Consider the following 21,697-nt stretch of genomic DNA (forward strand, 5'->3'; position numbering starts at 1 on the left):
TGAGAGGGTTATATACGTGTTTAAATAGTATGTCGAAAAATTTGCAGCGCAAATTTTTTACAACACATTCACATGTACCTTCTCAGCCTCTCTGGACTGTCATTAAAGGTGAATATTTAGTTAAGTTGTTCATTCACTTTCGTTAGTATAGACTTTCTTTTACTATACGTCAATGCATTTTTTTCTTAAATCATTTAATAATTGTTCATAATCAGCAGGAATTGGTACTTCAAACTGCATATATTCACCTGAAGTAGGGTGATCGAAGCCTAATACACCCGCGTGTAATACTTGTCCACCAAAGTCTATTGTCTTTTTTGGTCCATATTTTGGATCACCAACAAGTGGGAAGCCAATATAATTCATATGCACGCGAATTTGATGAGTTCGTCCTGTTTCTAAGCGACATTCTACAAGAGTATATGCGCCAAAGCGTTCGATAACTTGGAAGTGAGTTACTGCATGCTTCCCTTTATCGACAACTGCTTGTTTTTGACGATCTTTTTGATCGCGTCCAATCGGTGCATCAATTGTTCCTTTATCATGTGCAATATGCCCGTGAACTAGCGCAGTATATTTACGTGTTACTGTTTTATTGACTAGCTGATTCACTAATGATTCATGAGCTGCATCATTTTTAGCAACCATCAATAATCCTGATGTGTCCTTATCAATACGATGGACAATCCCCGGACGCATAATGCCATTAATGCCTGATAAATCCTGACAATGATACATTAAGCCGTTTACAAGTGTACCCGTCATATGTCCAGGCGCTGGATGGACAACCATGCCCTTTGGTTTATTTACAACTAGGACATCTGCATCTTCATAAACAATTTCAAGGTCTAAGTTTTCAGCAATAACATCTAATGGCTCTGCTTCAGGTACATCGATTTCTACTATATCCCCCACTTTTATCTTATACTTTGCCTTTACAGTCTCTCCATTTACTTTGATAATGCCCTCAGTAATCCAATTACCGATTTGTGTACGCGACCACTCTGATTGCACACCCGAAAGCGCCTTATCAATGCGCTCTCCCTGTTGTTGTTCTTCCATTGTATATGATACTTGCGTCATTATTTCACCTGTTTCTTTCCTTTTTTATCTTCAGCGATTAAGCCAATCATTAATATCACTACCGCCATTGTTAAAGCAGCATCTGCAATATTGAAGATTGGGAAATCATAATTAATTACTGGAATTAAGACATTTACAAAATCGACCACTTCACCTCTAAAGATACGGTCAATAAAATTACCTACAGCTCCGCCTAATAAAAGCATTAAGCCTACTTGAAAAATAGGTTTACCCTTAGCCTCTTTATGATAAAAGTATAGGATAGCACAAATAACACCTATCGTGACAATGCTAAATAACCACATTTGTCCTTCTAACATTCCCCATGCTGCTCCTCTATTGCGATGAGACAATATCCCAAACCACGGATCCCATACTGATATTCGTTCACCAAACTCCATATTTTTCACAATTAGCCATTTTGTCCATTGATCTAAAATAACTACGAATACGGCTAATCCATAATATTTATACACAGACACTCCTCCGTTCGCTCAACATCTAACCTATTCTACCATAACAGCCCATCTCAGAATAACTAATATAGCATGAAAATATGGATCAATACCTTATGTGGGGGTGATTTCTGCTTCGATTTGGCCTTTCTTGTGGGCATTCGTTGATCTATCCATCGTTTTCGGCTTTGTAACCGTCGCTTTCGTCTTTCTATCCGTCGCTCTGGACTTCCTATCCGTCGCTTCAGCTCTTCTTTCCGTCTCTCTCTGCTTTCTTTTCTACAAAAAAGCTATTGCCGTTACTTTAAAAGTAATGGCAATAGCTTTTCAATTTTTATTCAATGTTATACCGTTTTAAGCTGTTTCAGACTCTTTCGAATGCACACGCTTCATGAAATCATTGACATCAGCTGGTACTTTTCGATCTAATAATGACACAATAACAACCGATAAGAAGCCAACTGGTACTGTCACAATGCCAGGAATTTTAAATTGTAAGAAACTTGGTAGTGTTCCTGGTAGGAAAATCATCCACATGGATACGCCAAGTCCAATTAGTAAACCTGCAATTGCTCCTTTCTCTGTCATTCCTCTCCACCAAATACCTAAAATGAATATTGGTGTAAATGTACTCGCCGCAACAGTAAAAGCTAGTGCGACTAAATGTCCAATGGATGCATCCTTAACTAGTAAGCCCAATGCTCCATATAAAATACCTAATATCACAATTGCTACTTTCCCTGCAAGCACTCGTTGTTTGTCGGTAATATCCTTTTTCATAATGCTTGCATATAAATCATGGGCTAATGCACCTGAGCTTGTAATAAATAACCCTGATAAATTTGAGAATATGGCTGCAAATGCACCTGCTATGACTAGCCCAAGTAGCCATTTACCTCCTAGTGCTAGTGCTGTTGTAGGAATAACCATATTGTTTCCACCTAGCACTAAATCACGCATTACCTCGTCACTTGCTGTACCTGAGATAAAAATAGAACGACCTACAACACCTAAATATACAGCTAATAAGAAAAACGTACTGGCAATCCCAATCGCCATTAATGCTGATTTACGAGCCGCCTTCGCACTTGGATTTGTATAAAATCTTAGTAATATATGCGGCAGACCAATTGTACCTAATGCTAAACCTATTGTCATACTGATAGTTTGCCAAAATGTTGGGAAATAAAAGCCTGTTCCTGTCCAAGCAGCACCATCAAAATTAACATCACTTCCATCTAGGGCATATGGTGAAGTTCCTGCAATCGGACCGCTGAATGAATTAATGGCAGCTAAAATCTTATCGTAATGCAAACCACCATATATCGCAGTAATCAACATAACAATAAACGCACCAAGGCGAATCCAAAGTTCTAAAGCTTGGTTGATTGTTGTTCCTTTCATACCGCCTATTCCTACATAGAAAATCATTACAACACAGGTAAAAATGATGCCGAATTCATATGAAGTCCCAAAAAACATACTTAAAATTTGTGCAGCTCCTAATAATTGCGGCGCTGCATAAAAACCAGAAATTGCCAAAACCACAGCTACTGCTACTAGCCGAGCTCGTCTACTATGAAAACGATAGGCTAAAAAATCAGCAACGGTAAATGCTCCGAAACGTCTTAATGGACCTGCCACAAAAATAGCTAATAACGTTAATCCAATGGAGAAGCAAAATGCATAATAAGCACCGTCGTAACCTAATTGAAAAGTTAAACCAGCTATCCCAAGAAATGTAGCTGCACTTAAATAGTCTCCTCCAATAGCAGAGCCATTTGTAAACCATCCAAAACTTCGTCCCCCAACAAAGAAATCGGATGCCGTTGCATTTCTTTTCGTTAAATACGTAATGTATACAATTGTCCCCATTAAAGCAATAGTCATTAACATCTTCGGTTCTAATAGAGCTTTCATCATTCAACATACCCCCTTAGCTAAAACTACTTAATTAGTATTTCGTATTTCTTTAGGCGTCTTTCGTACAATGCTGTATGCACATACGCAATGATAAAGGCCATTACCATCATAACGACGGTTGTCACAAACCATGTAACAGTCATACCACCAAAAATTTTCTTGAAAGCAAGCTCTGGAGCAAACCAGTTCATAACTGGAATACTAAAAATTAAAATGAAATAAAATACCGTTAAGCTAAAACCTGTAGTAAACTCATCTTTCATAATTTTGTTAGTAGTTGCATCTAGCGGTGGAAGATTCTTCACATCTACAGTTCCAGCTTCCACGTATTCATAATCATGACTCCTTACTTCCGCCATATTTCAGCTCCCCCTTTCTGTATCAATGAATAATTATCTGAAATTTCAAATTATTATCCACTACAATTATTCTATTCTATTCAATCTATAAAATAGTTACAAAATATTGCTGTATTAGTACAAAAAAATGCTATTTTAAGTTAAAATATTTTTATCATTTTCCATTTTAAATAGAAAGGAGATGTTAGCATATTAAATATTGTTTGGTACATTGAAAATTCAAATGAAAAACAACAAATGGACTACTGGTTAGAAGAATTTTTACCTAATACCTTTATTAACTGTGAAGAACCCAAAACAGAGACTTCCGCCATCATTGTCTATGAAATCAACCATTTATTTGACTGGGTAAAGATAAATCGGTTAAAAAGAAATTATCCTAATAGTATAATTATCCCTATTGTTGCAGAACACCTTACCTACTCAACTGGTATAGCAATTGAACTAAATTTGTCCGCACTTCTTATAAAGCCATTACAGAAAGCAAAATTTCTAAGAATTGTTAAAAAGCTTTATACATCCTACAAAGAAAAACAGGCAAGTACTCTTACAATGCTTGAGTTATCGCAGCAAATCACGCAAGACCATACTTCACCCTTCCGAGAAGCTTTTTTAAAACGGCTTATACGAGGAGAGGTTGAAAGTGAGCAGGAAATAATCCAGTCATCCTCTTTCTTATCGAGGCATTGCATCCCAAATATCGTCTTTTTAATCCAGGGCTATATAGATGTAAATGAAGGTGGACCTATCCCTCATGATGCAAGCAGTGTTATAACAAATGTATTTCACCAAAACTTTGCTAATAAAGCACCTCTATCCTTCTTACATTTTGAACGTTATTTACTGTTGCTTATGCGCATTCCTAATGATTACACATCATTTAAGCATTGGTCTGAGGGGGGAGCTTGTTTACTTGAGGTTATTGAAGTGTTAAAAAAAGATTATGGCATCCACCTTTTTATGGGGATTGGTGGAGTTTTTCAGGACGCCATGCAAGTCAAGGAATCCTATAGCCAAGCTCGAAAGGCACGGAGGAAACCGCCCGTTCATAGTATTCATATACGATTTTATGAAGATTTAACAAAGCAAAAACAGCTCCAAAAGGCTATCCAATATATCGAGGAGCATTATGATGAACAACTGACGATCAGTGATGTTGCCAAATATATCAACTTTAGTGCTACTCATTTTAGCAGATTATTTAAAAAAGAGACTGGTCGCAATTTTGTGGATTATGTAGCTTTTACACGTATCATCAAGTCACTGCCGTATTTGCGAAAATACGATTACACCATCGAAAAAATCTCCTTCATCTGTGGCTTTAACACACCTAATTATTTCAGCCTTACCTTTAAGAAATATGTCGACATATCCCCAACAGACTACCGTAATACGCAAGAAATATTATTTAAATAGTTCAGAACACGTAAATGAAGCATTCAAGTCACTCCATTACAAAAAGAATCTGCTAGACCTCAATGACAAAGTAAAAAACGCAAGCCCCCATCATCAGGAGACTTGCGTTATTAATTACATAGAATGCAGATTCTTATTTACTGTTTGTTTTTAAGCGTAATACTTTTCTACAACTTCTGCACAACGCGCACACACTGTTGGTTGTGCTTCATTTGAGCCGACTGTTTCAGAAATAGACCAGCAACGCTCACATTTTTCACCTGTTGCCTTTTCTACAACAATCGATGCATGTTCTAGAGCTAAAGCATCTGCAGGTGCAGCTTCAATTGATGCTACTTCAAAGGCAGAAACGATTGAAAGCTGTGCAAAATTAATGCTTGCATCATTTAATAATGCCGCCACATCTTCTTTCGCATAAACTGTCACTTTCGCTTCAAGTGATTTACCAATTGTTTTTGCATTTCGAGCTTCCTCTAATGCTTTTAAAATATCGTCACGAACATCAATAATTTTCACCCATTTTGCACGTAGACTTTCGAAGTTTTCATGTTCATCTACCTCTGGGAAGTCTACTAATTGTACAGATACCTCTTCTACAACACCTTGAGCATGTAAGTAAGACCACATCTCGTCACTTGTATGAGGAATAATAGGTGACATCACTTTTACTAATGTCATTAATGTGTCATAAATAACTGTTTGCATCGCACGGCGATCTTTGTTGTCGTGGCCTTCGATGTACACAACATCTTTTGCAATATCTAAATAGAATGAAGATAATTCTACTGCAACAAAGTTATTCACTGCATGATAAACAGCTGCGAAATCATAGCGATCATATGCAGCACTTACAGTTTTTAAAACATCTTGTAGGCGCATATAAACGTACTGATCCATTTCACGAAGATCCTCATATGCTACTCGATCTTTCGTTGCATCGAAATCAGCTACATTTCCGTGTAAGAAACGGAATGTGTTACGGATTTTTCGATAAACCTCAGATACTTGCTTCAACATATCCATTGAGATACGAACGTCGGCTATATAATCTACAGAAGCAACCCATAAACGAAGAATATCTGCTCCGTATTGATCCATAACCTTTTTCGGGATAATGACATTCCCTAAAGATTTACTCATCTTACGACCTTCACCATCTAGCACGAAACCATGTGTTAATAGTCCCTTATATGGTGCATAGCCATTAATAGCTACAGAAGTAATTAATGATGAGTTGAACCATCCACGGTGTTGGTCAGAGCCCTCTAAATATAAATCAGCTGGATATTTCATACCACGTTCTACTAGCACACCTTGGTGAGAAGAACCTGAGTCAAACCAAACGTCCATAATATCGTTTTCTTTGGTAAACTCACCGTTCGGACTGCCTGTATGTGTGAAGCCTTCAGGTAATAATTCTTTTGCTGTTTTTTGGAACCAAATATTTGATCCATGCTCACGGAATAATGCTGAGATATGAGCAATTGTCTCTGGTGTAATAATTGGCTCACCATTTCCAGCATAGAAAATTGGAATTGGAACACCCCATGCGCGCTGACGTGAAATTACCCAGTCTCCACGGTCACGAATCATATTATAAAGACGAGTTTCACCCCAAGCAGGTGTAAATGCCGTTGATTTTACTGCGTCTAGTAACTCATCACGGAATGCATCTATTGACGCAAACCATTGTGGTGTTGCACGATAAATAACTGGTTTTTTCGTACGCCAGTCATGTGGATAAGAGTGTGTAAAGAAGTTAAGCTTTTCTAATGCGCCTACTTCTTTTAATTTTTCTGTGATTAACTTGTTTGCATCATTGTAGAATACACCTTCAAAACCAGGTGCTTCATCTGTATAGCAACCGCTATTATCAACAGGGCTAAGAATTGGTAGACCATATTGCTTACTAATATGATAGTCATCTTCCCCGTGTCCTGGTGCTGTATGAACACAGCCAGTACCCGCTTCAGCAGTTACGTGCTCTCCAACCATCACAAGAGATTCACGGTCATAGAATGGATGCTGTGCAACAATTCGATCTAATGCTTCACCTTTAACTTCTTGAACAACTTCATACGATTCCCATTCAAGTTCGTTAGCAACCGTTTCTAATAATTCTTTCGCAACGATGAATTTTTTATCGGCAACTGCAACAACCACATAGATAAATTCAGGGTTTACAGAAATACCTAAGTTTGCTGGAATTGTCCAAGGTGTTGTTGTCCAAATGATAATTTTAGCATCTGCTGGGACAACATCTTTAGCATCTTTAATCGCAAAGCTTACATAAATAGAAGCCGATTTAACGTCTTTATATTCAATCTCTGCTTCTGCAAGTGCAGATTCAGATGATGGAGACCAGTAAACTGGTTTTAAACCTTTATAAATATAGCCTTTTTCAGCCATCTTTCCGAATACTTCAATTTGACGTGCTTCAAATTCAGGCTTTAATGTAATATATGGATTTTCCCAATCACCACGAACACCTAAACGGCGAAATTGTGTACGTTGGTTGTCGATTTGCTCGTAAGCATACTCTTCACATAATTTACGGAATTCAGCAACAGACATTTCTTTGCGCTTTACACCTTTGTTCGTAAGTGCTTGCTCAATTGGTAAACCATGTGTATCCCAGCCTGGAATATAGTTTACATGGTAGCCAGTCATAGATCGATGACGCGTAATCATATCTTTCAGCACTTTATTTAAAGCATGACCGATATGGATATCACCATTTGCATATGGAGGTCCATCGTGTAACACATACTCAGGGCGTCCTTCTGTACGCTCCATTTGTAATTTATTAATGTCCATTTCATTCCATTTTTCTTGCATCTTCGGTTCATTTGCCGGTAAGTTTCCACGCATTGGGAAATCTGTTTTTGGCATTAATAAAGTATCTTTGTACTCAACCATTTTTTCAATTCCTCCTTTATTTTACAAACAAAAAACAAATGCTTAGGCGCTCATACAATTACGACAGTTATTAGGCTTATTATTATAACGTGTAGGTTGATTTCCGTTCCGGCTGGGCGCTTTCCTGGGGGCGTCAGATGAGCCGCTAATCCCCAAGGAGTCGCCCAGCCTCCACTCCAATCAACTTATTTACATGACATACGTTTTGTGAAATACCATCCTCAAGTTCTAATTATCGGCAAAATCAACACGTTTTAACAATGGAAGTATAAGTTCAAACACAGGATTTTGCCATTTCACACTAATAGAAATGAAGCCAACCGCCATTTAAACATAAAAAAGCCTCTCAATCCCTCAAAGGGACGAGAAGCTTATACTCGCGGTACCACCCTAATTGTAGCACAAAATTGTACTACCACTTAAAGCACGTTAACGTTGTGCGTCACGAAATAACTTACTTCATTCAGTTATTTAGCTCCGAAGTGATGTTCATTGTTATTTGCTTGTTTGGGCTCTCACTATCCCCAAATCGCTTAACTACGCCTAACAAATACTGTCTTCGTCTCTGCCTGTTTGCATATGTGTTCAAAATAATTACTATTACCATAGTATATGAAAATCAAACAATCACGTCAAGCTTCACTTATTGCGTTCAAATGGCTACATATTAGCGATTAAACTTGATCGGCTTCCTGTGCTTCTTCAACAGATGTTTGAATTTCAGTAAGGTCAATATCATATTGTAGCAAATGGTCCCAATCGTCTGCATTTAGTAAATCCAGCTGTGCCTCTACAAGCATTTTAAAACGATTACGGAAGACCTTTGATTGCTTTTTCAGCTCATCAATTTCAATTGTCACTTTTCGAGCCTTTGTTAAAGCCTCATTGATAATACGATCAGCATTTTTTTCTGCTTCCTTTACAATGAGTTTAGCCTCTTTTTGAGAATTTCTTCGTACTTCGTCAGCTGCCTCTTGTGCAACAACAATTGATTTTTGTAACGTTTCCTCTAATGAGTTAAAATGTCTTGCTTGTTCTAAAGAGATTTCTAATTGTCTGTCTACTTCCTTTTTTTCACGTAACAAAATTTCATAGTCTTTAATAATCTGATCTAAAAATTCATTTACTTCATCTTCAGCATAACCTCTGAAAGATTTAGTAAACTCCTTATTATGTATATCAATAGGTGATAATGGCATACGATCCTTCTCTCCTTTACATGTACATTCGTACTTTCTATTATACAATTGTTCTAACAACTTAGCAGTAAAAATTAATGAAATTTACTTGATTTTCAGCTTTTTTGAGTTAATCGACCGATTTGCAAACGAATTTTATCTTTTTTTGTACGGCCTTCAGTCATCATAATTTTTATTCGACCGCTACCGCGTACAGATAAAATATCTCCTTCTTGTAATTCAAAAGCAACTGTATCCCGTTCAGTCCAATTGATTCGTACCTTTTTACCTGTAATTAATGCTTGTGCCTTCTGACGAGAAATTTTTAAAATAGTGGAGATAATAACATCTAAACGCATTGAAGAAACAGTATGAGACTCCTCTAGCCACTCTTCCTCATTTTGAAGCAATGGCTCCGTCTCTTTAATCGATTCTACATGTACATTTACTTTGCCGATGCCAGTTAAATGTAAGCGTACATATTCCGCTATCTCATTCGCTACTACAAATTGTACTAGATGGTCATTGACACGAATATCACCGAATTTGCCACGATCCAATCCTAAAGATAATAAAGCTCCAAGAACATCTGGATGTCGTAGTTGGACAAATTTCACTGGATATTGAATTGTAAATACTGTAAGCTGAAAGTCTTCCTCCAGAGGCTCGAAATAAGTAGGATAAATAAGCATGCGTTGTCTTTCTGCATCCTCAAAGAGCCCAGCACTAGCTATTTTTAAAGTGTCATACTGTCCAATTATCGATGCAACAATAAAGCGCTGTCGAGGATCTAGAAAATCAGTAAGCTTTGGAGCATATCGATCCTCTACCTCATGCTGCCAGCCTACAACCTGTTCTATAAAAGGTTGTTCATCTTTCCTAAAATGCTGTATTAAATGCTCCATATAACTTCACCTCTATTATCTCTCTTTTACTTGTACAATTTCATTGGTATTTTAAGGATTCATATCAGATGTATTGTTTAACCATTTTAATCCATCCTAAGGCTCTGATTTCCGCTACGTGCTACTCGCTTTCCTGCGGGCCCGCTTCCTCCGCTAAAGGAACGAAGGCTAAGTGCGTCACGTCCTGTGACAAAGCCTTCATGACCAATATCGTGTTGGCCTCAGGGGCTCGTCTGTCTCGCTTTCCCGCGGAAGTCGGGTAGCCCTACGCTACAATCAGTTAAAATGAGCATACATTAGCAAAGTATCAACAAAAAAATCCTTTTATCAGTCAATAATAAACCTATATTTTCCTAATCAACACGCTTAGTTTTATATTTAAAAGTAGGCGCAGCTGCAGCCTCCGCTCCAATAACAAATGTCACCCCAACTTCTGGTGATACGCCAAAATATGCACTTAACTGCACACTTCACTCAAAGGGAATGCTTTCATACCAACAATACTTTTTAATATTGATCCTTAATTTCAGTTGAATCTTGCTTTAGTAATGCCACAACACTAATCTCTACTCATGCTTATAGTATTTCCCATAAATAAAAAATCCCCACCGTTCGTGAGGATTTTTTTTATGCAAACATCTCGTATATTTTTAAAATAACAATAAAAAGCCCTTTTTGAATATAATTAAGGAGAAATATTGCTACGATAGGTGAAATATCAATCATGCCAATTGGCGGAATGAATTTTCTAAAGATGGCAAGATAAGGTTCGCATACTTTTGCTAATAAACGTCCAATTGAAGAGTTTTGAATAGCTGGCACCCAAGACATTAAAACATATGCGACTAACATTAGTGAATAGACATAAAATGCTATTGACACGTACTTCAAGATTAATAAAAAAGTCATATAAACTACAATCCTCGCTATTAATTATCGTCTAAAATAAAATTCGAAATTTCGCCAGACACTTCTACATTATCAGGTGTGCATAAGAAAATGTCTTTACCGATTCTTTGAATATCACCGCCAAGTGCATAAACTGTGCCACTTAAAAAATCAATAATCCGTACACCTTGCTCTCGTTCAATACGTTGTAAATTGACGATCGTTGCACGCTTATTTTTTAAGTGTTCAGCAATGTCCTGAGCTTCGGCATAAACTCTAGGTTCAACTAATATAACTTTTGCACCTTTTGAATTCATTGCTGCCTGCAAACTTACAATGTTGTTTGTAGGTGTTGTACTCTGTGGAAAAATTTCCTGAACCGGTGCCTTTCGCTCCTTCATAACTTTTTTAGGCTTCACTGATTGAATCTGTTGCTGTTGTTGTACGGGTTGTTGCTGTTGAATAGGAGCTTGCGTGATTTCTTCTTCTAGTTCTTCCTCTAGATAAAAGAAGTTTTTTATTTTATTTTTCATGCTCATCCTGTTCCCCTCTTTCATTTCCAACAAGAGCCGTTCCAACTCGAACAAATGTAGCCCCTTCTTCTACCGCCATTTCAAAGTCATTAGACATGCCCATTGATAACTCGGTACAAGGTGCGTGTGCGAATCCTTGCTCGGCTATTTGCTGTTGACATTGTTTTAATTGCTTAAAAACAGAGCGAATAATTGTGTCCTCATCTGTATTTGGTGCCATTGTCATTAAACCAATAACTTGAATTTTTGTAAAACTCTTCAATGATTCAATAAAAGGCAGGACCTCTTCAATCGATAAACCATGTTTTGATTCTTCGCCTGATACATTAACTTGTACAAAACATTTGACAGGTTTGTCTGCTCTTTTTTCAATTTCTTGTGCTAAACTCAAACGATCTAATGCATGTAAATAATCAATACTGTTAATAACTTGTTTGACCTTACGTGTCTGTAAAGATCCGATATAATGCCAATGTACATCAGCTTGAATCGCCTCAATTTTACGATTTAAGCCTTCAGGACGGTTCTCTCCTAAATGAATAAGCCCTGCATCAATTGCTTCTTGTGTTCTTTCTACAGAAACTTCTTTTGTCACTGCAATAATTTGGACATTCTCTGCTTCACGATTTGCACGTTTTTTTGCTGCTTGTATAAGATTATTAATTTTCTTCAAATTTGTTAAAATTTCCGTCACTGTTTTTCCCAACTTTACAACAATAGTTTCTTTTATTGTAACAAGCAATGCTTGAATTATCAATGAATAGCCTGACCTATGTGAAAGTACATTTTACCCTTCCAACGCTTTAAAATTGCTTAAATTTTTTAATATGCATAGAAATTTTGCTCTTTAGGATATAGCTTTTACTAAAATGACATCCTTTCCAACTACAAGTACATCTTTCATATACACTTTCCTAACAGATTCTTCCCCGCGGAAAAGGCCAAGATATTTACGGGGCTCTGCAATCATAAAAGCCGTTACATAGCCTGTTTCTTTGGATACCTCTGCATCTACCACAAATCCTAAAAAGCGTCCATTGCCTGCTTCAATAACTTCTTTTTGCTGTAACATTGAGAAACGCATTTTATCCCTCCCTAAATCAATTACTCTCAACATCGTTTTATCTCAACAAACTATGTTTTCTCTATATATTTATGTGTTTATTGTTGTTTAAATGAAAATGTTAAGGAATCTCTCAAAACGTGTGGTTGATTTCCGTTCCGACTGGGCGCTATCCTGGGGGCGTCCAGTCTTCACTCCAATCAATCAATTCACATGACATACCTTTTAACAAAACAACATCCAACTTTTTAGTTTTATCGAAACACTTTCAGAAATTATCGCCCAACTTTTAATTTTTATCGATAAACTTTCACGTTTTATCACCCAACTTCTGAATTTTATCGACATCCACCTTCTAAGGGCAATAAAAATTGATATAAATTAAAATGCGCACCGAGAATTCGGGTGCGCATTGTTTTTTTACTTATAATCTTTCTGCATTGTTTCAATTGCATTTTTTTCTAGACGAGAAATTTGCGCTTGAGAAATCCCTAATTCTTTTGCAATTTCTGTTTGTGTCTCACCGTAATAAAAACGCTTTGCAACAATCATTTGTTGACGATCATCTAACTTTTGCAAACTTTCCTTTACCGACACGTAGGCAACCCATTGATCTTCAGATACATCATCATCACGTAATTGGTCCATCATATAAACAGCGTCTCCACCGTCTGAATAAATGGGTTCCTGTAAGGAAACTGGATCTTGAATGGCATCTAAAGCAAATAAAACATCTTCCTTTTTCATGTCAATCATTTCAGCGATTTCTTCAATCGTTGGTTCTCGTAAATTATCGGTTATCCATTGCTCTTTTGCCTGCATCGCCTTATACGCAATATCTCTTAGAGAACGAGAAACGCGTAATGCATGATGATCACGCAGATGGCGACGAATTTCACCAATGATCATCGGTACAGCGTATGTTGAAAATCGTACATTATGCTTCAAATCAAAATGATCAATGGCTTTCATGAGGCCAATACAGCCTACCTGAAATAAATCATCTGCCTGCTCACCCCTGTAGGCAAATCTACCGACAATACTAAGCACTAACCTTAAATTGCACATTACAAGCTCTTCCCTAATCTCAGTTTCTCCAGCTTGTAAACGAATGAATAGCTCCTTCATTTCCTCGTGCTTTAAAATTGGCAAAGTCGATGTATCTAAGCCGCAAAGATCTACTTTAGTTCGCATATTCGATTCCTCCGGATGTTATTCTCTGACTAAACCGTTACATCAGTTTGTCCGAGAGAAACGAGAATATGCACAAAAGCTACGACCAATTTTAGGTAGGATAAATTTCCCTCTCTAAGATATTGGCTGATTCAGATTTTCACGTAAATCTTGAATAATTTTCTTCTCTAATCGGGAAATATATGATTGCGAAATACCTAAATGATCAGCAACTTCTTTTTGAGTCATTTCAATTTTTCCATTGAGACCAAAACGACATTCCATAATATATCGTTCACGCGCACCTAGTAAATTAATGGCATGAAACATGTGTTGACGCTCAATTTTCTTCTCTACATTGTCTAAAATAATATGCTCTTCAGTTCCTAAAATATCAGACAATAACAACTCGTTTCCATCAGCATCGGAGTTTAATGGTTCATCTAATGAGACTTCACCCTTCATGCGACTTGTTTTACGTAAATGCATCAAAATCTCATTTTCAATACAACGTGATGCGTATGTGGCAAGTTTAATGTTTTTATCAGTATTGAACGTTTCAATCGCCTTAATTAAACCGATAGAGCCAATACTTATTAAATCCTCAATCGGCGTTCCCGTATTATCAAAACGTCTAGCAATATAAACAACAAGACGTAAATTACGTTCAATTAGTGTATCTCTGGCTCGTAAATCACCATTCATAAAGGATGCAATGACTGTAACTTCTTCTTCTCGACTTAATGGCACTGGCAATGAATCATTTCCCCCTATATAGTACGTTTCACGACTCCGAAACTTACTCCAAAATTTTTTCAAGCTAGCAAGTAGCCTAAGAAGCAATAGTTCTCCCCCTCTATGAGTTATTTGAAAGCGCTGAAAAATGTAAAATTGCTGCTGTGCTATGTGGAAAATTTTTAGCCTTTTTTGTTAAAACGATATATTCATTCGTTTTCACTTGTGAGTGCTTCCCCTTTATATGCCACTCATCAAAACGGAAACCTAGTACAACCGATTGCTGTTGCACTGTATTGACATGAATAAATCGAATATAACGCTGATAATCTTCTGAAAACATGGATACATTATACGGATCCGTTTCTTGCCATTCTAACAATGATTTGCAAAATGCTGCAGGTAAATGTGAGCGTAATGCTGCATAAGAGACAAAGTGAACAGGTTTTCCAGATAGTGGCTCAATCGCTTGATTCCCCGTATCTAAAAATGCAGAGAGTGGTATCTTTACATCAAAGATTTTTAACGTCGTAGCAAACACAAACTGACCACTTAACCGCTCAAGCTTTACAAACCCCCATTGCTTATAGAAAGCAACAAGATTACCAACAGCTAATAGTAGGCAAATAATTATAAAATGGACAGCAGAAAGATTCTTTAAATACGGTTGTAATGCTGTTAATAATCCACCAATAATGATTGTTGCTGTTAAAACGATCGGTCCTTGTTTTTGAAAGCTTCGAATCTTGAAGCGAAAAGCTATCCCGATTAGTAAGATAAAGCTCAGTACCGTCGTCAACAGCATTTGACCACCTATTACAGCTACAAAACTACTACAAATAGAACTCATTAATAATCTCGTGTTCTTTACAAAAACCCCTGTTACTTTTGCCGTAAACTTGAGTATCGCTAGATTAAAAAGTGTATTAATGAGCACCAGCCATTCTCCATACATAACAGCCGCCTCCTACTTACAAAGTTAGCATGTTACACCCACAAATATTGTCAAACAATCGCATCAATTCAATAAAATGTTTTGACAAAATACATCTTTTCCTTACACATTCGAACATAATTAATTTTTTAGACTCTGAAAATAACCAAGGATATTTTTATGATTGTTGCAGCTCTTTAAATGATTTGTTGAAGCTTTTTATCACTTATCACTTTAAATTAGAGTGAAATGCAAAAAGATATATGCTAAGTGCGGAGTGGAGACTGAGCGAATCGGATAGAGGAACGAAGGCTAAAACCATCACGTCCTGTGATAACGCCTTCGTGACCAACATCCTGTTGCTGTCGCTACGTTAACACTACGCTATCGCACATTAAAACACCTGTTGCCCCGATGCCACAGGAAAGCGCTCAGTCGGAACGGAAATCCCCCCGTTTTGCAGAAGAGCCATACTTTATTTAATATGACAGCTTCATTTCATTGACATAATAGTTTAATAGTTTAATAGTATTTAACAACATAAAAAGCTCGTATTTCACATAATGTAAAATACGAGCTTTTTAGAAGTTCGGATGCTGATTTATCCGCGATTTTTACGGTTACGTAAAAATGCTGGTACCTCAAGCATGTCATCCTGCGCATAATTTTGTTGATTTTGACGTGGTTGCTCTTGCTGTACGTGCACATCTTGACGTTGCTCACGAATCGGAGCTTGCTGTTGCTGTGTAGCTTGTCTATTTGTATTTAACGTCGGTCGTGAAGTATTACGCTGTTGCTGTATAGCTTCCTCTGAGAAACCAGTCGCAATTACTGTCACAATAATTTCATCTTTTAGATTTTCGTTAATAACAGAACCGAAAATCATATTTACTTCTTCATCTGATGCTGAAGCTACGATATCTGCAGCCTCTTGTACTTCAAATAAGCTAAGATTTGAGCCACCAGTAATATTCATAAGGACACCTTTAGCGCCATCAATTGATGATTCAAGTAAAGGACTTGAAATAGCTTTCTTAGCTGCTTCAGCAGCACGGTTTTCACCTGTAGCAATACCAATACCCATTAACGCTGAACCTTTGTTAGACATAATTGTTTTTACGTCTGCAAAGTCTAAGTTTATAAGACCTGGTGTTGCAATTAAATCTGAAATACCTTGTACACCTTGTCGTAAAACATTATCTGCTTCACGGAATGCCTCAAGCATTGGCGTAGATTTATCAACAATTTGTAATAGCTTGTCGTTTGGAATGACGATTAAAGTATCAACAGACTCCTTCATGCCACCAATACCACCGATAGCTTGTGTTTGTCGTTTGCGACCCTCAAACGTAAATGGACGCGTTACAACACCGACTGTAAGAGCTCCTAAATCGCGAGCAATTTGCGCGATAACTGGCGCGGCACCAGTACCAGTTCCTCCGCCCATTCCAGCTGTAACGAATACCATATCTGCACCACGTAGAACTTCTTCTAATTGTTCGCGGCTCTCTTCTGCAGCTTTTTTCCCAACTTCAGGATTTGCACCTGCACCTAATCCACGTGTAAGTTTTGTACCAATTTGTAGCTTTATTTCTGCTTTCGATAAATTTAACGCCTGTGCATCTGTGTTTACTGCGATAAAGTCAACACCTTGTACACCATGTTCTATCATTCGATTGACAGCGTTGTTACCGCCGCCACCAACACCAATGACTTTTATTACTGCAAGTTGATCAACACTTGTATCAAATTCTAACATTTCTTTTTCCTCCCACGGTAACTCGACTCTGTATCATTCATTACGCATTCAAGATCAATTATGCCTCGGTATAATTGCGTCCGGAATCGGCTTTGTGCTGGCACAAAGAACTCCTTTCCGATTCCGTGACATCCGCCGGAGGCATTAACTTCTTTCAGCAGGTGTTTGGACATCTGCTGAAAAGTAGCCTAAATCCGCATTCATCTCTCACCACCTATAGAGGTGGGAGACTTCTGCTGAAAGAAGTTAATCAAAAAACTTATCAAATAATTTTTTTGCTCTTCCGATTACGCTTCCTTTTGATTCTGAAGGTGCAGCATATTCTTGCTTTTTAGGTGTGGCTGCAGGAGATCCTACAACTGCATATTCAATAGGCTGCGTATTAATACTTTTTCCATAAAAATCATCTTCTAAATAGGCGTAACGAATAAGTCCAACTGCCGTCGTAAATGAAGGCTCTCTAACGCCAATATAGTCAGGTGTAAATATTCTAACACGCGTTTGTAGAATCTGGCGTGCCAGTTGAGCAATACCATCAAGCTTTGCAACGCCACCTGTCAAAACAACACCGCCTGGTAAATCCCTAACACCTAGACGGGCTAACTCGTCGATGACTAATTCAAATAATTCTTCCAAACGAGCGCCAATAATTTCTGATATAAAGCGCTGGCTGTACTGATCTGTTGAATCTGTCCCTACAACTGGTACTTCGAAAAGTTCATCATCTGATGCGTCCTCATAATAGGCATGTCCAAATTGATGTTTAATTTGTTCTGCCTGTTCTGTTGGTGTTTTTAAGACGATTGAAATATCTTTCGTGATATGATCGCCACCAATAGGAATGACACCCGTATGTGTTAACAGTCCCTCTTCGAATACTGTGATAGTAGTTGAACCGCCTCCTAAATCAACGAAAGCGGTACCTTGGTTTTTTTCATCCTCCGTTAATGCAAAAAAACCTGCTGCTAATGGTTGCAAATATATTTCTCGAATACTTAGACCTGCACGTTCTACACAGCGTAGAACATTGTGTAAAAGTGTTTTGGAAGTTGTGATCATTGTGGCATCCATTTCTAAACGAATACCAATCATACCTCGTGGATCTTTAATCTCATCTAAATTATCCACAATAAATTGTCTAGGAATAATATTCACTAATTCACGTTCAGGAGGTATTGACATGACTTGTGCAGATTCTACCACTCTATCTAAATCATCATCTGTAATTTCTCTATTTTCACTATTTACAGCGACAACACCTTTAACTAGCTGTAACATCGTCTGGTTAGCTGGAACCCCTAAAACGACTTCATTTATTTGATATCCTGTCATTCGTTCAGCTTGATCTATTGCTTTTCGAATCGATTGAACTGTTGCATCAATATCAACAATTGCACCTTTTCGAACTCCATTCGATTTTACATTTCCGACTCCAATTACATGTAATTGACCGTCGCTCATTTCACCTATTAATACCTTGATAGAGGATGATCCTATATCAAGAGAAATATATAAATCTTGCTGATTCAATTCACTGCACCTCCTTGAAAAAATGCTCTTATTCTCATTCTATTGTAAATTCGGCATAATGTCTAAGCAAATCGAGTATTTTGCTCAATATTTCTCTCATTCTATGGAATTTTTGTTCCTTTTGTGACGTTTCTCATCTAATCGAGTTAGTAAAATACGCCTAATTATTGCTATATTCTGGAATAAACGTACTCCGAAAGCGAAAATGGCAGCTAAATATAAATCTATCCCTAAATACACACCTAAAAAGGCTAATCCCGCTGCCAGAATTATATTGAAAAAGAATCCTGATACAAATACTTTATCGTCATATACTTGCTGTAATTGAGCACGAATACCGCCAAATAATGTATCTAAGGCTGCTAAAACAGCTATTGACAGATAATTTTCATATATAGAGGGTATTTGTATATTTGTTAACAAGCCAAGGGCAAGTCCAAATATCAAACCTAAAAATGGTAGCCACATATATTATTCTCCTTTTTCCACCTCTGTTAAATAATCATTTGTCAATGGCTTATCAAATGCTGGGATTGTGAGATGCTCAGTTGGTTCCTCAATTATTAAATTAAAGTTATCCAAATAAAAGGAATCGATAAATGTTGAGGCTTGTAACGAATTGTACATTTTTTGAGCTTCCTTAAAAGAACTTGTCCCAACATAAATTTCAAAGGGTGGTGAGGACAGTGGTACACTGTTCACTGTAGTCTTTCCATTTATATCTCGAATGGCTGTCGTCTGGACAACGCGATTTCCATCTATCGAGACACTCGCCGCATTGTTTTTAAACAAAGCATTTAGTAATTGGGTTAGTAAATCAGGTGAAATTTCTTTGATTTCATACCCCATTTCTACTAATTCGGGTGCTGGTTCAACACGAAGTATAACTCCTGGCCCTGTGACTTCCGTTAGCCCTGCCTGTAGCTTTAAATGATGCAGCGTTTCATATAATGCTGATTGTAAATTTGCTTTCTCAGATTGCTCATAGCGACCCACTACTTCATTAAGTGAGCGAATTTCTGCTAATAATGTGGAATGCCTTTGCTTTTCTTCTGCTAATTCCTCTCTTATGGCCCAAATGTCTCGTGTATCTCGCTCAGCTGGTTGCTTTATGGTATTGTATTGTACCGCTATCATCAAACCGATAATAAATAGCACGATCGTTATTCGGGTATACATATTTTTTTTCAAAATAGCCCCTCCTAGACGTATCGTAACCCCTCATAGATTTACGCCTTAGATCTTGAATTATGCAAAATACATGCTAAATTTGTAAATGTTGACTAGAAATCGTTTAACTTTCTACTTTTGCTTTTGGCATTGTAAACTTTTGATCTGCTTCTAATGATACAACAATATTGTCATTTAATAATTGATCTACAACGCCACCATTTAAGTTTAAGGAAGCTATTAATGTTGCTGAATCTCCGACAGCCTCGATGACGAATGGAGCTGGATGCTGCTTGCCATCAATAGTAATGACTGGTCCATTACAGCGTATATAAGAATTTGCCAATACACGTTGACCATTAATAGCAATTGCTTGAGCACCGGAAATTTTAAGCTCATTGAGCAATTTAAAAATATGGCTTTCATGCACGATATAATCATTAGGATTAGCAGATTTCGGATCGTAATCACCATCTTGCAGAGTTATACGTATCCCTTTTCCTTCTGAATTTAAATCGCCTAATAACAAGCGTAAATCCTCCGCTTCTTCAACAAGCTTTGTATAATCCTTTTTGCTAGCGGCAAATGACTTTTCATACTTGCGAATTTTTTCTTGTAAAGCATTCGCCTCTTCTGTCAATTCTTTATTGCGCTCTTGCTGTGCAATTAACTCCTCACGATATGAATCCTCTTGCTCGAAAAGCTTTGTATTAGTCGAAGAACCTGCATCTCGATTATCTTTTGCCTGGTTGTAGGAATAGCCAATGATAAACCCCATAGTTATACAAACAATAAGCAATTGAAATTGTTTTCTTGAAAAGAAATTTTCTTTGCTATTCTTTTTCTTGTTGTTCATCTTTTTTCACTTCCTGGTTGGCCGCATCTTTATCCATATCAAGATTTGCTTGGTTGTACTCATTATTGAAAGGGCGATAATACGAGCCGACCTCTAAATCGATAACCCCCTTTTCCAAATTCGGAATTTGTGCTACAAGTGAGGGGTAATGATTTAGCTTTTCTGCTAAAGTTTGAATAACAGCACGAACTTCGTAGCCATCGTTCATGTAGAGCCTGATTGCATTAGGATTTGTTTCATTACTGTTTGTATTGACTTGAGAAATTAATGCTAATACTTCTGGATTTAGTTGTGCTAATTGCTTTACAAGCTTCTTAATTGTCTTTTCGCCAGTTATGCCGATAAATACAGGTGCATCAATCGGGATGTCATCCCCAGCTTGTTCAAAGCGCTTGCCATTTTCAAGCAATGGATAATAAGTACCGTCACCAGCTAAGTACGCAACCTTTTTCCATTCTTTAATTTCTATTGTCACGCCTTGAAGCCAATTACGTTTAACATGTGCTTCTTTCACCCATTTATCCTTTAGTAATAATTTCTCTACGTCTTCTACTTTAAATCCCCACATTGACTTCCCAGTTGCAAGAGTACTTGCCTTCAAATAATATTGTTCTTCTACTAATCGAGCACCGTTGACTGTTATGTTGTTGATTTTACTGTAAGGAGATTGAAAATAAAGGAGTACTGCTAACACGATAAAGAAAAGTAATATTAGCACTATAAATTTCCGATTTGTACGCTTTTTTCGTCGCTGTTTTAGCGTAGGTATGCGATCTTCTATGTCAATTACTTTCTCCAAAAAAGTACTCCTCCTTTAT

21 protein-coding genes and 1 other annotated feature are annotated in these 21,697 nt (G+C 37.3%); of the genes, 1 reads left to right on the top strand and 20 read right to left on the bottom strand.

Annotation, left to right across the window (positions count from 1 at the left end):
* Nucleotides 1–162 precede the first annotated feature (162 nt).
* From ACIQLB_RS04260 to ACIQLB_RS04275, 4 genes are all read right to left on the bottom strand, one after another.
* Nucleotides 163–1,083, bottom strand: coding sequence for an RluA family pseudouridine synthase (locus ACIQLB_RS04260; RefSeq protein ID WP_400721319.1), 921 nt, complete (start codon nucleotides 1,081–1,083; stop codon nucleotides 163–165).
* Nucleotides 1,083–1,559: a signal peptidase II gene (lspA, locus tag ACIQLB_RS04265; protein ID WP_400721322.1), complete on the bottom strand. Its 477-nt coding sequence runs from the start codon at nucleotides 1,557–1,559 to the stop codon at nucleotides 1,083–1,085. Before lspA ends, ACIQLB_RS04260 begins: the two co-directional genes overlap by 1 nt.
* Before the next feature lie 333 nt (nucleotides 1,560–1,892).
* Nucleotides 1,893–3,461, bottom strand: a complete 1,569-nt coding sequence (locus tag ACIQLB_RS04270) for a sodium/solute symporter (RefSeq protein WP_400721325.1) — start codon at nucleotides 3,459–3,461, stop codon at nucleotides 1,893–1,895.
* 23 nt (nucleotides 3,462–3,484) lie between these two features.
* Nucleotides 3,485–3,820 carry a hypothetical protein gene (locus ACIQLB_RS04275; RefSeq protein ID WP_400721328.1) on the bottom strand — a complete coding sequence of 112 codons (336 nt, stop codon included), beginning with the start codon at nucleotides 3,818–3,820 and terminating at the stop codon, nucleotides 3,485–3,487.
* A 237-nt stretch (nucleotides 3,821–4,057) separates the two neighbouring features.
* Between ACIQLB_RS04275 and ACIQLB_RS04280 the strand changes: the two genes are divergently transcribed.
* Entirely contained in the window at nucleotides 4,058–5,236 is a 1,179-nt protein-coding gene (locus ACIQLB_RS04280) for an AraC family transcriptional regulator (RefSeq protein WP_400721331.1), read from the top strand.
* Between the two features lie 150 nt (nucleotides 5,237–5,386).
* On the opposite strand, the gene ileS is transcribed toward ACIQLB_RS04280, so the two are convergent.
* The 16 genes from ileS to ACIQLB_RS04360 all read right to left on the bottom strand — a co-directional run bounded on the left by ileS (nucleotide 5,387) and on the right by ACIQLB_RS04360 (nucleotide 21,678).
* Entirely contained in the window at nucleotides 5,387–8,155 is a 2,769-nt protein-coding gene (gene ileS, locus ACIQLB_RS04285) for an isoleucine--tRNA ligase (protein ID WP_400721335.1), read from the bottom strand.
* A gap of 355 nt (nucleotides 8,156–8,510) precedes the next feature.
* Nucleotides 8,511–8,730 (bottom strand) — a binding site (T-box leader).
* Nucleotides 8,731–8,829: 99 nt separating this feature from the next.
* A complete protein-coding gene (locus ACIQLB_RS04290) occupies nucleotides 8,830–9,354 on the bottom strand; it encodes a DivIVA domain-containing protein (protein WP_053483381.1) in 525 nt (174 codons plus the stop codon).
* A gap of 95 nt (nucleotides 9,355–9,449) precedes the next feature.
* Nucleotides 9,450–10,238 (bottom strand): YlmH family RNA-binding protein, encoded by a 789-nt coding sequence (locus ACIQLB_RS04295; RefSeq protein ID WP_400721338.1) that lies wholly within the window; start codon nucleotides 10,236–10,238, stop codon nucleotides 9,450–9,452.
* 627 nt (nucleotides 10,239–10,865) lie between these two features.
* Nucleotides 10,866–11,147, bottom strand: coding sequence for a YggT family protein (locus ACIQLB_RS04300; protein ID WP_400721341.1), 282 nt, complete (start codon nucleotides 11,145–11,147; stop codon nucleotides 10,866–10,868).
* Between the two features lie 20 nt (nucleotides 11,148–11,167).
* Nucleotides 11,168–11,665, bottom strand: a complete 498-nt coding sequence (locus ACIQLB_RS04305) for a cell division protein SepF (protein WP_400721344.1) — start codon at nucleotides 11,663–11,665, stop codon at nucleotides 11,168–11,170.
* Nucleotides 11,649–12,353 (bottom strand): YggS family pyridoxal phosphate-dependent enzyme, encoded by a 705-nt coding sequence (locus tag ACIQLB_RS04310; RefSeq protein ID WP_400721347.1) that lies wholly within the window; start codon nucleotides 12,351–12,353, stop codon nucleotides 11,649–11,651. The genes ACIQLB_RS04305 and ACIQLB_RS04310 overlap by 17 nt, the downstream gene beginning before the upstream one ends.
* Nucleotides 12,354–12,506: 153 nt before the next feature.
* Nucleotides 12,507–12,743 (bottom strand): PRC-barrel domain-containing protein, encoded by a 237-nt coding sequence (locus ACIQLB_RS04315; protein ID WP_079559778.1) that lies wholly within the window; start codon nucleotides 12,741–12,743, stop codon nucleotides 12,507–12,509.
* A 399-nt stretch (nucleotides 12,744–13,142) separates the two neighbouring features.
* Entirely contained in the window at nucleotides 13,143–13,916 is a 774-nt protein-coding gene (gene sigG, locus ACIQLB_RS04320) for an RNA polymerase sporulation sigma factor SigG (RefSeq protein ID WP_049668350.1), read from the bottom strand.
* A gap of 114 nt (nucleotides 13,917–14,030) precedes the next feature.
* Nucleotides 14,031–14,738 carry an RNA polymerase sporulation sigma factor SigE gene (gene sigE, locus ACIQLB_RS04325; RefSeq protein WP_049668349.1) on the bottom strand — a complete coding sequence of 236 codons (708 nt, stop codon included), beginning with the start codon at nucleotides 14,736–14,738 and terminating at the stop codon, nucleotides 14,031–14,033.
* 13 nt (nucleotides 14,739–14,751) lie between these two features.
* On the bottom strand, nucleotides 14,752–15,585 hold the full coding sequence (locus ACIQLB_RS04330; RefSeq protein WP_400721352.1) for a sigma-E processing peptidase SpoIIGA: 834 nt from the start codon (nucleotides 15,583–15,585) through the stop codon (nucleotides 14,752–14,754).
* Nucleotides 15,586–16,165: 580 nt separating this feature from the next.
* A complete protein-coding gene (gene ftsZ, locus ACIQLB_RS04335) occupies nucleotides 16,166–17,323 on the bottom strand; it encodes a cell division protein FtsZ (RefSeq protein ID WP_400721355.1) in 1,158 nt (385 codons plus the stop codon).
* A 246-nt stretch (nucleotides 17,324–17,569) separates the two neighbouring features.
* The gene (gene ftsA, locus ACIQLB_RS04340; protein WP_400721358.1) at nucleotides 17,570–18,853 is read right to left on the bottom strand and encodes a cell division protein FtsA; all 1,284 of its coding nucleotides are present in this window, start codon (nucleotides 18,851–18,853) and stop codon (nucleotides 17,570–17,572) included.
* Nucleotides 18,854–18,949: 96 nt separating this feature from the next.
* Nucleotides 18,950–19,321 carry a small basic family protein gene (locus ACIQLB_RS04345; protein ID WP_323645284.1) on the bottom strand — a complete coding sequence of 124 codons (372 nt, stop codon included), beginning with the start codon at nucleotides 19,319–19,321 and terminating at the stop codon, nucleotides 18,950–18,952.
* A gap of 3 nt (nucleotides 19,322–19,324) precedes the next feature.
* Nucleotides 19,325–20,044, bottom strand: coding sequence for a DUF881 domain-containing protein (locus tag ACIQLB_RS04350; protein ID WP_400721361.1), 720 nt, complete (start codon nucleotides 20,042–20,044; stop codon nucleotides 19,325–19,327).
* Nucleotides 20,045–20,147: 103 nt separating this feature from the next.
* Nucleotides 20,148–20,879, bottom strand: coding sequence for a DUF881 domain-containing protein (locus ACIQLB_RS04355; RefSeq protein ID WP_400721364.1), 732 nt, complete (start codon nucleotides 20,877–20,879; stop codon nucleotides 20,148–20,150).
* A complete protein-coding gene (locus tag ACIQLB_RS04360) occupies nucleotides 20,857–21,678 on the bottom strand; it encodes a cell division protein FtsQ/DivIB (RefSeq protein ID WP_400721367.1) in 822 nt (273 codons plus the stop codon). Before ACIQLB_RS04360 ends, ACIQLB_RS04355 begins: the two co-directional genes overlap by 23 nt.
* Nucleotides 21,679–21,697: the final 19 nt, after the last annotated feature.

The sequence above is a fragment of the Lysinibacillus sp. NPDC092081 genome (assembly GCF_044755845.1).
Taxonomy (GTDB): domain Bacteria; phylum Bacillota; class Bacilli; order Bacillales_A; family Planococcaceae; genus Lysinibacillus.

What these genes read in the sequence shown, in the direction of transcription:
- ACIQLB_RS04260 (WP_400721319.1), bottom strand. Translation starts at nt 1,083, where the DNA reads ATGACGCAAGTATCATATACAATGGAAGAACAACAACAGGGAGAGCGC.
- ACIQLB_RS04270 (WP_400721325.1), bottom strand. Translation starts at nt 3,461, where the DNA reads ATGATGAAAGCTCTATTAGAACCGAAGATGTTAATGACTATTGCTTTA.
- ACIQLB_RS04275 (WP_400721328.1), bottom strand. Translation starts at nt 3,820, where the DNA reads ATGGCGGAAGTAAGGAGTCATGATTATGAATACGTGGAAGCTGGAACT.
- ACIQLB_RS04280 (WP_400721331.1), top strand. Translation starts at nt 4,058, where the DNA reads ATGGACTACTGGTTAGAAGAATTTTTACCTAATACCTTTATTAACTGT.
- ileS (WP_400721335.1), bottom strand. Translation starts at nt 8,155, where the DNA reads ATGGTTGAGTACAAAGATACTTTATTAATGCCAAAAACAGATTTCCCA.
- ACIQLB_RS04290 (WP_053483381.1), bottom strand. Translation starts at nt 9,354, where the DNA reads ATGCCATTATCACCTATTGATATACATAATAAGGAGTTTACTAAATCT.
- ACIQLB_RS04295 (WP_400721338.1), bottom strand. Translation starts at nt 10,238, where the DNA reads ATGGAGCATTTAATACAGCATTTTAGGAAAGATGAACAACCTTTTATA.
- ACIQLB_RS04300 (WP_400721341.1), bottom strand. Translation starts at nt 11,147, where the DNA reads ATGACTTTTTTATTAATCTTGAAGTACGTGTCAATAGCATTTTATGTC.
- ACIQLB_RS04305 (WP_400721344.1), bottom strand. Translation starts at nt 11,665, where the DNA reads ATGAGCATGAAAAATAAAATAAAAAACTTCTTTTATCTAGAGGAAGAA.
- ACIQLB_RS04315 (WP_079559778.1), bottom strand. Translation starts at nt 12,743, where the DNA reads ATGCGTTTCTCAATGTTACAGCAAAAAGAAGTTATTGAAGCAGGCAAT.
- sigG (WP_049668350.1), bottom strand. Translation starts at nt 13,916, where the DNA reads ATGCGAACTAAAGTAGATCTTTGCGGCTTAGATACATCGACTTTGCCA.
- ACIQLB_RS04330 (WP_400721352.1), bottom strand. Translation starts at nt 15,585, where the DNA reads ATGTATGGAGAATGGCTGGTGCTCATTAATACACTTTTTAATCTAGCG.
- ftsZ (WP_400721355.1), bottom strand. Translation starts at nt 17,323, where the DNA reads ATGTTAGAATTTGATACAAGTGTTGATCAACTTGCAGTAATAAAAGTC.
- ACIQLB_RS04345 (WP_323645284.1), bottom strand. Translation starts at nt 19,321, where the DNA reads ATGTGGCTACCATTTTTAGGTTTGATATTTGGACTTGCCCTTGGCTTG.
- ACIQLB_RS04355 (WP_400721364.1), bottom strand. Translation starts at nt 20,879, where the DNA reads ATGAACAACAAGAAAAAGAATAGCAAAGAAAATTTCTTTTCAAGAAAA.